We start from the raw sequence: 12,741 nt of genomic DNA on the forward strand, positions 1-12,741 counted from the left end.
TTTTTTCCTTAACCGATAAAGGCTTTATAAGCCGCTTCGTCCATCATGTCGTCCATCGGGCCGAGATCGTCGACCTTAAGCTTCACGAACCAAGCGTCATTTTCAGGGTCGTCGTTTACTTTGCCCGGCTCGTTTACGATCGAGTCGTTCACTTCCATGATTTCACCGTCGATGGGCGCAAGAATGTCGGACGCCGCTTTCACGCTTTCGATCACAACGATTTCGTCGTCTTTTACGACCATAGTGCCAACTTCGGGCAATTCAACAAAGACAACATCGCCAAGTTGCTCTGCGGCGTGGGCCGTAATTCCAACAACAACAAGGTCGTCTTCGATGCGCAGCCATTCATGTTCTTCAGTGTATTTCATGGGGTTTCTCCTGTTGAATTTTAGCGTTTATAAGTGGATGGGCGGAACGGCATGTCGGCCACGGTTGCATGCACCCGTTTGCCGCGCAGTTCGGCGAAAATCTTGGTGCCCGTTTGGGCGAATTCAGTGGCTACATAACCCATCGACATCGGGCCTTCGATGCTCGGGCCAAATGCGCCAGAGGTCACTTCGCCCATAGGTTCTGTGGCCGCTTCATCGGCGAAAAGAAGTGTATGCGCGCGCATCGGGGCGCGGCCCTCGGGAAGGATGCCCACACGGCGGCGACTTGCGCCCGTTTCAAACTGCGCAAGGATGACCTGCGCGCCGGGGAAACCGCCTTCGCGCGCGCCACCGTGACGACGCGCTTTTTGGACGGCCCATTCCAGCGCGGCCTCAACGGGTGTTGTTGTTGTGTCGATATCGTTGCCATAAAGGCAAAGTCCGGCTTCAAGACGCAGGCTGTCGCGCGCGCCAAGGCCGATCGGTTCCACGTCATCCTGGGCGAGCAAAGCTTGGGCAAAGGCAACCGCTTGCTCGTTTGAAACCGAGATTTCATAGCCATCTTCTCCGGTGTATCCCGAGCGTGATATCCACAACTCGCCATATTCTGAAGCAACCACGGACACATCCATAAACACCATCTCGGCCGCGGATGGCACAAGCGCTGAAAGGGCGGACTCGGCTGCTGGGCCTTGAAGGGCCAAAAGCGCCCGATCTTCAATCACCTCGATTTGGCAATCTGGCAATCCGGCTTTCATATGCGCGATATCGGCGTCTTTGCAGGCCGCATTTACGACCAAAAACAGGTGGTCGCCACGGTTTGCAACCATCAAGTCATCAAGAATTCCGCCGTCTTCATTGGTGAACATCGCATAGCGCTGACGCCCTTCAGCCAGTGGAATAAGCGACACAGGTACCAAACGCTCAAGGGATTCAGCCGGATTATCGCCATGAAGCAAAACTTGCCCCATGTGGCTCACATCAAATAGCCCCGCTTTGGTGCGTGTATGCAAATGCTCTTTCATCACGCCCGGCGGATATTGCACGGGCATTGCGTATCCTGCGAAGGGCACCATTTTGGCCCCAAGCTCGACGTGTAAATCATGAAAAACGGTCTGTTCTAATACGGCATCAGTCATCTGGCGTCCCCATTCTCTGATGCACGTGCAAGCGCGCGGCACCATTCAAAGCCCGCCCGATGCGTGCCTTTCTGATGCCCCCTCTGTCTTTTGCGCCTGAGATCGTTATCCCTTCGGCGGGCCTTGCGACCACTCTCCAGAGTTTTCGTACATCCCCGTGGTCCTGATGCCTGAGAGTTTACCGGGGCGGTTGCTCCTTCGGCACTATGCAACGCGAACGTTGCATAGATTCTCCCACTGAGATGCCAAATTAATACCGTTGAATTGCGCATCCGACAAGGGGTTGTATTCGGCCGCATACTGCGTAAATGCTGGGATATGAAAAATCCATTCTTTTTTGGCTATGGCTCGCTGGTTAATAAATCGACCCATTTGTATGAAAACGCCCACACGGCCCGAATCTCAGGCTGGCGTCGCACATGGCGGCATACGCCGCATCATCCGGTGTCTTTGCTCACAGCAACCCCTTGTGCGGCAAGCGAAATTGACGGGCTAATTGCGGAAGTTCCCAACGCCAATTGGCAGGCCTTAGACGAGCGCGAAAGCGGTTATGATCGCCACGTCGCGACCACGGTGGCGCATCCCCTTTCGCACACTCCCGAAATTGCGATCTATGCCGTGCCTCTTCAAGTCCCGTTCCAATCGCCCCATGCCCCAAGGATACTTTTGAGCTATCTGGATGTCGTGGTTCAGGGTTTTTTGCTTGAATATGGCGAGGAAGGCGTCGCGAGGTTTTTTGCGACCACCGATGGCTGGGACACTCCGATCCTGAACGATCGCGCCACGCCGCAATACCCCCGCGCCCGCATTCTCAGTCCAGATCAAACAGCATTGGTGGATGATTTCATAGCCCGTCTAGCGATGAAACCGCAGCAGGCTTAACTGACGCGCTTGACGTGCGAACGGTTCTGGTTGGATCACGATACCCCCGTCGCCCGTTGTGGTTTTTCTAATTACTTTTCGCACGAGAACCAGCGCGACAATAGCAAAAACAATTCCCCCGAGCGCTTGCCCGATCAGAATGCCTTTGGCACCATACCAAGCACTCCCTAACAGGACAAAGGGGATCGTTCCCAACGTGTGGCGCAGCCAGTTCACCCAAGTGGAGTAGAACGGGTGCCCAAGATTATTGAACGCCGCATTTGCCACGAAAATCACCCCGTTAAAGAACCACAACAATGCGAGCGGCCCACAGAACAACAAGATCAATTCCGCCGTCAAACCGTCTGCGTTAAACAATGCCAAAATCGGCCCACGCAAAGCAAAAAGGACGCCTGCTGCCAGCACCGTATAGATAGCAATAAACAGCAACCCGTCTTTCACAGCTTGGCGCACGCGATCAAACGATCCCGCCCCATAGTTCTGTCCGATGATCGGTCCAATTGCACCAGACAGGGCAAAAATAACCGCGAATGATAAGGGCACAAGGCGCGAAACAACGGCCATTCCCGCCACGGCCTCTTCTCCATATTCCGCCATGCTAGCAATCACATAGGCTTGGCCGATGGGGGTGGAAAGTTGGGTCAAGACTGCTGGGATAGCGATTTGAAAGAGGGCGGGGAAATCGGCGCTAAATTCCACTTTTGTTGGCTTTTGCAGCCCCCCGTGATGCTTGTAAATCATGATCAATGCATAGGCCGCCATAGCAACCCGTGCGGCAACTGAAGCCATTGCAGCCCCTGTCAATTCAAGGTCAAACCCGAAGATCAAAATCGGGTCCAAAATCGCGTTAACGAAGCCGCCCATGATCGTGGCCATCATCGAGTGACGCGCCGCCCCATGCGCACGTAAAACCGCACCGCCAGCCATGCCAACAATCAGGAAAGGGAGACTCGGAACGATGATCCGCAAATAGGTGACCGTCAGCCCGTGAACCTCGCCCGTGGCTCCCATCCAAGCTGCAAAAACAGGTACGAAATACCAAACAATCGCGGCGAAAATGGCGCCTAAAATCACACCATAAAGCAAGGCCGTCCCCGCGCGGCGGCTGGCCATATTAGCATCTCCAGACCCTAAAGCCCGTGAGACCAAAGCCCCCGCAGCGATCGCCATGCCAATCCCAAAGGAACTGGTGAAAAACAAAATCGCTCCTGCATAGCCCACGGCCGCCGCTAGTTCTGCCTTGCCTAGCATTGAGATGAAAATCATATCGACAAAGTCGACCAAAAATACCGCCATCAGCCCAAGACTGGCCGTAACGGACATTACGGTGACATGACGAAACAAGTTCCCTGTAAGGAAGGTGGCCTGAGCAGCAGGGGACGACATTTGAAAATCCGATCAATTTTCTGCGACTATACCGCCGCAGAAATCAAAAGAAAGCGTCCAAAATTCACACGTCACTCTGCGCTGGCGCACAGAGTTTAGGATTTTGCGCGAATAACCTGCAATAATGGAAGGACTGTTTTCATGTCCGGACCGTGTTCCATGCCAGTCAGTGCCTTGCGTAATGGCATAAACAATCCGCGTCCTTTGCGTCCCGTTGCTTCCTTAACGGCTGTGGTCCAAGCGCTCCATGTGTCACGATCAAACGGCCCGTCGGGCAACAACGCCATGGCTTCGCGCACAAACTCCGTATCCTCAGCTTCAATGACGGGATCACAACCCTCGCTAAATAAGGCCCACCACGGTGCCAGATCACGCATGGTGGCGATGTTTTCACGGATTGCCTCCCAGAAATCAGCCGCGATATCGTCTGGCACTCCCAGCGCCGCGATAGCATCCGCAACTTTCTCGAACGGTTGTTCGGCAAGGAGCTTGGCAGTCAAAGGTTTTAGGTCTTCTGAGTCGAATTTTGTTGGTGCGGCCCCAAAATTGGAAATATCGAAACCGGCAATCAAATCGCTCATTTCACTGCGCAATTCCACCGGATCAGATGACCCGAGCCGCGCCATCAAACTCAGGATAGCCATCGGTGCGATTCCCGCGGCGCGCATATCGCGTAGGGAAAGTGTTCCCAAACGCTTAGACAAGGCTTCGCCCTGTGGCCCCGTCAAAAGGGAGTGGTGCGCAAAGCTTGGAACGGTGCCGCCCAAAGCCTCGATAATTTGGATTTGGGTGGCGGTATTGGTCACGTGGTCGGAGCCACGCACCACGTTGGTCACGCCGTAATCAACATCATCGCAAACGGACGCCAAAGTATAAAGGAACTGCCCGTCGCCCTTGATCAAAACCGGATCGGAAACGCTCGCCGCGTCGATAGACAAATCGCCGAGGATACCGTCGTTCCAGTTGATGCGCTCTTGCTTGAGCTTAAACCGCCAGTGCCCGCCACGTTCCGCCCGAAGCGCGTCTTTTTCCGCCTCCGAAAGTGCCAAAGCCGAGCGATCATACACAGGGGGTTTCCCCATGTTGAGTTGCTTTTTACGTTTTAGATCAAGTTCTACCGGTGTTTCGAAACATTCGTAAAGGCGACCATCATCGCGCAACTTCTGCGCCGCTTCTTCATAGCGATCAATCCGCGCGGACTGGCGTTCGGTCCGGTCCCAAGTGAGGCCCAGCCACGTCAAATCTTCTTTGAGCGCATCCACATATTCTTGCTTGCTGCGCTCTGGGTCGGTGTCGTCAATCCGAAGGATAAATTCTCCCCCCGCAGCCCGTGCGATCATGAAGTTAAACAGCGCCGTGCGCAGGTTACCAATGTGGATATAGCCAGTGGGGCTTGGAGCAAAACGAGTGGTTGTCATGGGACTGCCTTTAAGTAGGGTTGGTCCCTTCTACGATGCAATTTTAGTCTGAGCAAGCGAACGACCCAACGTTAGGGGCGCAATTCAATGCAAAATGTGGCATTGGAATCAAAAAACGGGGGTCTCATGACAGATACATACATTATGCGGACGTATAAAAAGGCTCTCAAGCTTCCTTATGGGGCGCAGCTTTTTTCGGCCTACGCAGCCCGCAAGGCTCCGTATTTCAAAACCGTCCGCCCCCTCGTGACGCGGCTTGAGCCTCATCGCTGTGATATTCTGATCAAGAAACGGCGTGCGGTCCAAAACCATATTGGCACAATGCATGTGATTGCGATTGCAAACGGTCTGGAAATGGCGATGGGCTTTATGGCGGAAGCCTCGGTTCCCGCGAATTTTCGGTGGATTCCCAAGGGTATGACGTTGGAATACCCTGCAAAAGCGAATACGGATTTGACCTGCACGGCAAGCGTTGATCCATCAGCGTGGAAAGTGGGAAATTTGGACGTGACCGTGGTGGCGCATGATACGCAGGGGGTGGCTGTGGTGACGGGCACGATCCATTTATGGATCAGTGAGAAGCCTGCGCGTTAACTTGAGTTAAGGGGCCAACGGGTATTTAAATCCTTCAACCCCGCGCTGATTAGGCGCTCAAGAATCGCGACATCTATATCCGCCAACTTATTGAAATAAAGGCAGGACTTTCCAATTTTAAATTTTCCGAGGCTTGCGAGAATATCGCTAAAATCGGCATACCCCGGAAGAATATATATCGAGAAATTCGCCTTGCGCGGTGAGAACCCCGTCGCCAAAAAATCACCTTCGCGACCACTTTCGTATTGGTAATGATACCGCCCATAACCAACAATACTGGGGCCCCACATCACCGGATCAAACCCCGTCACGCGCCGAAAAAGTGCGTCGAGTTCAACGGCGTCGGCGCGTTTTTTTCTGGGAGGGAACGGCGGCCAAAAAATCGTCAACCGGTACATCGGTGGGTAGCGTTTTATTGGCCATAATGCTCTCCCTTTTCGCAAATGCCGCTTAGCCTTCGTCGCGCCAACGGTTCACTATGGGGTAGCGTCGATCCAACCAGAAAGCCCCCTTGGTGAGGCGGGTTCCCGGAGCGGATTGGAAGCGTTTATACTCGGAAATATACAGCAGGTGTTCGACTTTTTTAACCGTCTCGCGCGCATGACCTTGAGCCACGATTTCGGCGACAGAGAGGTCGTTGTCCACCAGCCCTGTTAAGATCGCATCGAGCACTTCATAGGGCGGCAAGCTGTCTTCGTCTTTTTGATCAGGTCGCAATTCCGCGCTTGGTGGCTTATCGATAATAGACACGGGAATGACCGCGCCTTTGGGCCCCATCATCCAGTCACGGTGCTGGGCGTTGCGCCAACGGCATTGCTCAAACACACGCGTTTTATACATATCTTTTATGGGGTTATATCCACCAGCCATATCACCATAGATCGTGGCATATCCTACGGCGACCTCGGATTTATTGCCCGTTGTCAAAAGCATTTCGCCAAATTTATTCGACATGGCCATCAGTAAAAGCCCACGCAAACGCGATTGGATATTCTCTTCGGCAAGGCCCGCCTCAAAGCCTTGGAACAGCGGCGCTAAGGTCTCTGTTATGGCGGCACGACCTTGCGCGATGGGGACAAAATCATAATGGCAGCCCAGATTTTCAGCTGCTTCTTTGGCGTCGTCAAGCGAGCCCTGTGACGTATATTCACTCGGCAACATGACACAACGTACGTTCTGTGGGCCAAGCGCATCTACGGCGATTGTCGCCACAATCGCACTGTCAATTCCGCCAGACATACCTAGCAAGATTTTCTTAAAACCGGTCTTGGACATGTAATCGCGCAGCGACAGAACCATCGCGTGATAATCCTGTTCCCATTCATCCGGATGCTTCGAAACTTGCCCCTTCGCAACGTTCCACTGACCATCGGTATTCACAAAATCAATGTGGCGAATTTCTTCGGAAAACACAGGCATACAATCAACAACGTGGCCATCCGTATCGACGACGAAAGTGCCGCCATCAAAGACCTGATCGTCTTGGCCACCAACCATGTTAAGATAGATTAACGGCGTGCCCGTCGCCGCCACCCGCGCGCGCATGTGCTTTAGGCGCGTCGGAAACTTGTTGCGATAATAGGGCGAACCATTGGGCACGAGGGTAATTTCGGCCCCCTGCCCGGCCAAGCTTTCCGCAACACCCGCGTGCCAACTGTCTTCGCAAATCGGACTACCGATAGTCATCGGGCCAATTTTATATGGCCTATTCTCGCGTGCGGGTTCAAAGATTCGCACTTCGTCGAACACTGTCTCGTTCGGCAGGTGACTCTTGAGGACCCGATGCGCAATTCTACCCTGTTCGAGGATATAATAGGCGTTGAACAGATTCGTGCCGTCAAAATAAGGCCCGCCAATGCCAATCGCCGGACCCTCTGCGCAGCTTTCCGCCAAGCCCTCAATCGCCTGCATTGCGTGCAGGTAAAACGCGGGTTTCCGCACTAAGTCTTGGGTCTGATAGCCCACCGCGAACATCTCAGGCAGTGCCAGCATGTGCGCCTTAGCTTCACGGGCGATTTCCCATGCATCACGGGCTTTTTGAATGTTGGCGGCTATGGCCCCGACAGTTGGATTAAGTTGCGCGAGGGTCAAACGAAATGTCACGGGCCAGTCCTGCTTTTTGCGAGTAATAGAGGTTGTTTACCCCTGTGCGACCGCGAGGGAAAGACCCGCATCTGGCTTTCGGGTTAAGAGTGTTGCAAAACGCATTGCCCCCTGATGCAGCCTCGCCTAAGCTATCGCTTGGTAATCCCTTGGGATGACCAATGGAATATCCTGCCACCCAAGAGGATTAGCTGTGCCCTACGCGACAACCGTTAAAAAATTTCAGCCCATTTTTTCCGACATTTTCGGAGCCTCAACCGCCCTTCTCTGCGCGGCAGTCCTTGTTGTGGGCCTCGTCCCTGCACTTGCCTTTGGGCAGGAGGAATCCGCTAAGGAATATTCAAATGGGGGTCTCTATGAGGGCACTTTCGTTGATGGAAAACAGCACGGTCGCGGACATTATACTCTTCCCAACGGGTATGTTTACGACGGAGAGTGGTTTGAGGGCGAAATCCGTGGTCTTGGGATTGCGCAATTCCCCGGTGGATCGGTTTACGAAGGTAATTTCTCTAAAGGCCGCCCAAATGGATTTGGCAAAATCACTTTTGCCGATGGCGGTACCTATGAAGGCGACTGGGTTGATGGCGAAATCACCGGTAATGGCGTGGTTGAATATGCCAACGGGGTGACCTTTCAGGGCGGTTTGAAAAACGCGTTGCACCACGGCGTCGGCACCATGCAAAGCCCCAACGGGTATGTTTACGCGGGCGAATGGCAAGACGGCGCAAAACACGGCATGGGCAAAATCAACTACCCCGATGGTGCGATCTACGAGGGACTTCTTTCTGAAGGTCTGCGCGCGGGGCTAGGCACTCTTACGATGGCCGACGGGCTTGTCTATACGGGCACTTGGCAGAACGATCAATTTCACGGCGAAGGTGTTCTGACGCAAGCCAATGGCGATGTCTACACGGGTACATTTGTGGCCGGAGCGCGCGAGGGCGAAGGAAGTGTGGCCTATGCAAACGGCGACACGTTTGTGGGCACCTTTAAGGCGGATAATCGCGAAGGCCTTGGTACCTTTACGGGATCTGAGGGCTATCGTTACACGGGTGCGTGGCGTGCAGGGAAAATCGAGGGCAAGGGCGAAATTACGTATCCCGACGGATCTGTTTACACTGGCGGCTTTCTGGACGGCCTGCCGCATGGCAACGGAAGTATCAAGTATTCCGACGGTGGTTCCTATGACGGCGGTTGGAGCAGAGGTGTCATTCAAGGCGAGGGCCGCGCGGCCCAGTCAAATGGTCTAATCTATGAGGGCGGCTTTCTTGACGCACAATACGATGGGACCGGCAAAATGACTTACCCAAGCGGCTATGAATATATTGGCGGCTGGAAAGCGGGAAAACGCTCTGGTGATGGCACGGTCAAATACGCCGACGGCTCTGTTTATACAGGCGAATTTCTAGACAACAAACGCGCGGGTATTGGCGAAATCACGATGCCGGACGGATTTAAATACTTTGGGTCTTGGGCGGATGGCGTGATGCATGGCCAAGGCGTGACGACCTATGCCAACGGTGATGTGTACACGGGGAACTTTGCAGGCGGCAAACGCCACGGCAAGGGCACAATGGCCTTTGCTTCAGGACAAGAACAAGCGGGTGAATGGACGAACGGGGCCTTCACGCCAAAAGACGTTGCCCCCGCGACCGACACACCTACCGAGGCCCCCGCATCCGAATAGACGGTCTCCGGATATTTTTTCAGAATTGCTCTTCCCTTTCGTCACTTGGCGGCTATGATCCCCCTATGAACGCAAACGCACATATTTCCATTATCGCAGACGCGCCCGTTTTGGGCCGTGCACTTGGACTCCGTGCCCTCCTCCTTCTTAGCTGCCTCTGAGCGTGCCTGTTTGGCGCGAACGCTCAGGGGAGGACAACGCGCCATGCACCGAAGCGATACGCTTCTTTCCAGACAGCTAAGAACGACGAAAGATTTCACACATGACAGATAAATCCAAACAAGACCAAGTCTTGATTTTTGACACAACTTTGCGTGACGGCGAACAAAGCCCAGGCGCGACCATGACCAACACCGAGAAGTTGGAAATCGCCGAGATGCTCGACGATATGGGCGTCGACATAATTGAAGCCGGCTTCCCCATTGCCTCGGAGGGCGATTTCGCCGCCGTGAGCGAGATTTCACGTCTTGCCAAACAATCGGTGATTTGCGGATTGGCGCGTGCCAACTTCAAAGACATTGATCGTTGCTGGGAAGCCGTCAAACACGCGGCACGCCCCCGCATCCACACGTTTATCGGTACGTCGCCCCTGCATCGCGCGATCCCGAACTTGAACAAAGACGAGATGGCCGAACGGATTCACGACACTGTCACCTATGCGCGCAACCTGTGTGACAATGTGCAATGGTCGCCGATGGATGCCACCCGCACCGAAGAGGACTACCTGTTCCGCGTAGTAGAAATCGCGATCAAGGCAGGCGCAACAACGATCAACATTCCCGACACCGTCGGCTATACCGCCCCGCGCGAAAGTGCGGAAATCATCCGCCGTTTGCTGGAAAATGTTCCAGGTGCGGATGAGGTCATTTTTGCCACGCATTGCCACAACGATCTTGGCATGGCGACGGCGAACTCTTTGGCGGCCGTCGAAGCGGGCGCGCGTCAAGTCGAGTGCACCATCAATGGACTGGGCGAACGCGCTGGGAATACTGCGTTAGAAGAAGTCGTGATGGCGCTCAAAGTCCGCAATGACATCATGCCCTATCAAACCCGCATCGATACCAAAAAGATCATGCAAATTTCGCGCCGCGTCGCCGCCGTTTCTGGCTTTGCTGTGCAATACAACAAAGCCATTGTTGGCAAGAACGCTTTCGCCCACGAGAGCGGCATCCACCAAGACGGCATGTTGAAAAACGCCGAAACCTTCGAGATCATGCGCCCCGAGGACGTGGGTTTGACCGAAACCAATCTTGTTATGGGCAAACACTCAGGCCGTGCCGCGTTGCGCTCGAAGTTGGCTGACCTCGGTTTTGAATTGGCCGACAATCAACTGAAGGACGTTTTCGTCCGGTTCAAGGAATTGGCGGATCGCAAGAAAGAAATCTTTGAGGATGACTTGATCGCCCTGATGCGCGACAGCGACGCCACAGAGCAGAATGACCGCATCAAGGTGAAATCCCTGCGTGTGGTTTGCGGCACAGAAGGCCCACAAGAAGCAGCCCTGACCCTCACAATCGACGGCGAAGATAAGGCAGTAACTGCCACTGGGGATGGTCCTGTTGACGCGTCGTTCAATGCGGTCAAAGCTCTGTTCCCTCATTCCGCGCGTTTGCAACTGTACCAAGTGCATGCGGTGACCGAGGGCACGGATGCACAAGCAACTGTCTCTGTGCGGATGGAAGAGGATGGCCGGATTTCCATAGGCCAGTCTGCGGACACCGATACGGTCGTCGCGAGCGTCAAAGCCTATGTCAACGCGCTCAACCGTCTGATCGTTCGCCGCGAGAAATCTGTGCCGAACGAGGACGTGAAATCGGTTAACTACAAAGATCGCGCCTAAAATTAGTTCTAGCTTGGGGTACAGAAAGTCGTTTTTCTGTACCCTTTTTCTGTCAAACGAGATGAGAAAATTTGCGGATTGTTGGATATGTGAAATTTTACAGCATTTTGACGCCAGTGTTCGAGCCCAAATGTTGCAAATGTATAAGCGGCAAGAACCCGCCAAATGAACTATAATGCGCCCTTTACCCCATAAACCATGAACGCCTATAACAGGTAAGCCTTTTGAGTCCGCGACTCGCGGGCTGGAACGGACTCAATTTAGGACACAACTTCATGGCAGGTTTTTTCGGACTGTTTTCAACAGATATGGCAATCGACCTCGGCACAGCGAACACGCTTGTCTATGTCAAAGGCAAAGGCATTATTCTGAACGAACCCTCGGTTGTGGCCTATCACGTCAAAGACGGGCGCAAACAGGTTTTGGCCGTCGGAGAAGACGCAAAACTGATGCTTGGTCGCACCCCCGGAAGCATTGAGGCCATCCGCCCGATGCGCGAGGGTGTCATTGCCGATTTTGACGTTGCCGAAGAGATGATTAAACACTTCATCCGCAAGGTCCACCGGCGCACGATGTTTAGCAAACCCAAGATTATCGTCTGTGTGCCCCATGGTGCGACCCCTGTTGAAAAACGCGCCATTCGCCAATCTGTTTTGTCGGCAGGCGCGCGTCGTGCAGGCTTGATCGCGGAACCCATTGCTGCGGCCATTGGCGCGGGAATGCCCATCACGGATCCAACTGGCAACATGGTCGTCGATATCGGCGGCGGCACCACCGAGGTGGCCGTGCTTTCCTTGGGCGATATCGTCTATGCGCGTTCGGTACGCGTCGGTGGCGACCGTATGGACGAAGCGATCATCAACTACCTACGTCGCCAGCAGAACCTCCTGATCGGCGAAGCGACGGCAGAACGGATCAAAACCTCCATCGGTACGGCGCGGATGCCCGACGATGGGCGTGGGTTAAGCATGAAAATTCGGGGGCGTGACCTTTTGAATGGTGTGCCAAAAGAAATCGAAATCAACCAAGCGCAGGTCGCCGAAGCCCTCGCTGAGCCCGTGCAGCAAATCTGTGAAGCCGTGATGACCGCGCTTGAAGCAACCCCTCCAGATTTGGCGGCGGATATTGTGGATCGGGGCGTTATGCTTACAGGCGGCGGCGCGCTTTTGGGTGAGCTTGATCTAGCCTTGCGCGAGCAAACTGGCCTCGCGGTTTCGGTCGCAGACGAGAGTCTAAACTGTGTGGCTTTGGGAACGGGCAAAGCCCTAGAATACGAGAAGCAACTCCGCCACGTCATTGATTACGACAGCTAAATTCCCTTGGG

Annotated in this window: 11 protein-coding genes and 1 riboswitch; of the genes, 5 read left to right on the forward strand and 6 right to left on the reverse strand. The window is 54.1% G+C overall.

What is annotated here, in order from left to right:
• Positions 1–8: 8 nt before the first annotated feature.
• Both gcvH and gcvT read right to left on the reverse strand, forming a co-directional pair.
• Positions 9–368, reverse strand: a complete 360-nt coding sequence (gene gcvH / locus AB9F27_RS07895; protein WP_039004457.1) for a glycine cleavage system protein GcvH — start codon at positions 366–368, stop codon at positions 9–11.
• A gap of 20 nt (positions 369–388) precedes the next feature.
• Complete coding sequence (gcvT, locus tag AB9F27_RS07900; protein ID WP_335585647.1) at positions 389–1,507, reverse strand: glycine cleavage system aminomethyltransferase GcvT; 1,119 nt, start codon at positions 1,505–1,507, stop codon at positions 389–391.
• 148 nt (positions 1,508–1,655) lie between these two features.
• Positions 1,656–1,754: riboswitch (glycine riboswitch) on the reverse strand.
• A 71-nt stretch (positions 1,755–1,825) separates the two neighbouring features.
• Between gcvT and AB9F27_RS07905 the strand changes: the two genes are divergently transcribed.
• Positions 1,826–2,389 (forward strand): gamma-glutamylcyclotransferase family protein, encoded by a 564-nt coding sequence (locus AB9F27_RS07905; protein WP_335585649.1) that lies wholly within the window; start codon positions 1,826–1,828, stop codon positions 2,387–2,389.
• Here the strand turns inward: AB9F27_RS07905 and AB9F27_RS07910 are convergent.
• Both AB9F27_RS07910 and gltX read right to left on the reverse strand, forming a co-directional pair.
• On the reverse strand, positions 2,363–3,775 hold the full coding sequence (locus AB9F27_RS07910; protein WP_335585650.1) for an MATE family efflux transporter: 1,413 nt from the start codon (positions 3,773–3,775) through the stop codon (positions 2,363–2,365). The two genes, AB9F27_RS07905 and AB9F27_RS07910, sit on opposite strands and share 27 nt — an antisense overlap.
• Before the next feature lie 95 nt (positions 3,776–3,870).
• On the reverse strand, positions 3,871–5,193 hold the full coding sequence (gltX, locus tag AB9F27_RS07915; protein WP_335585651.1) for a glutamate--tRNA ligase: 1,323 nt from the start codon (positions 5,191–5,193) through the stop codon (positions 3,871–3,873).
• Between the two features lie 126 nt (positions 5,194–5,319).
• On the opposite strand from gltX, the gene AB9F27_RS07920 reads away from it, so the two are divergent.
• Positions 5,320–5,787, forward strand: coding sequence for a hotdog fold domain-containing protein (locus AB9F27_RS07920; protein ID WP_335585652.1), 468 nt, complete (start codon positions 5,320–5,322; stop codon positions 5,785–5,787).
• Here the strand turns inward: AB9F27_RS07920 and AB9F27_RS07925 are convergent.
• Complete coding sequence (locus AB9F27_RS07925) at positions 5,784–6,176, reverse strand: DUF1801 domain-containing protein (RefSeq protein ID WP_335585653.1); 393 nt, start codon at positions 6,174–6,176, stop codon at positions 5,784–5,786. The two genes, AB9F27_RS07920 and AB9F27_RS07925, sit on opposite strands and share 4 nt — an antisense overlap.
• Positions 6,177–6,237: 61 nt before the next feature.
• Positions 6,238–7,890, reverse strand: a complete 1,653-nt coding sequence (locus AB9F27_RS07930) for an NAD+ synthase (protein WP_369757639.1) — start codon at positions 7,888–7,890, stop codon at positions 6,238–6,240.
• 286 nt (positions 7,891–8,176) lie between these two features.
• On the opposite strand from AB9F27_RS07930, the gene AB9F27_RS07935 reads away from it, so the two are divergent.
• The 3 genes from AB9F27_RS07935 (at position 8,177) to AB9F27_RS07945 (ending at position 12,730) form a co-directional block, all read left to right on the forward strand.
• Complete coding sequence (locus AB9F27_RS07935) at positions 8,177–9,577, forward strand: MORN repeat-containing protein (RefSeq protein ID WP_407067047.1); 1,401 nt, start codon at positions 8,177–8,179, stop codon at positions 9,575–9,577.
• A gap of 262 nt (positions 9,578–9,839) precedes the next feature.
• Positions 9,840–11,417, forward strand: a complete 1,578-nt coding sequence (locus AB9F27_RS07940) for a 2-isopropylmalate synthase (protein ID WP_335585656.1) — start codon at positions 9,840–9,842, stop codon at positions 11,415–11,417.
• A 275-nt stretch (positions 11,418–11,692) separates the two neighbouring features.
• A complete protein-coding gene (locus tag AB9F27_RS07945; RefSeq protein ID WP_039004465.1) occupies positions 11,693–12,730 on the forward strand; it encodes a rod shape-determining protein in 1,038 nt (345 codons plus the stop codon).
• Positions 12,731–12,741 lie beyond the last annotated feature (11 nt).

The organism is Falsihalocynthiibacter sp. CO-5D18, from assembly GCF_041205445.1.
GTDB lineage: Bacteria > Pseudomonadota > Alphaproteobacteria > Rhodobacterales > Rhodobacteraceae > Falsihalocynthiibacter > Falsihalocynthiibacter arcticus.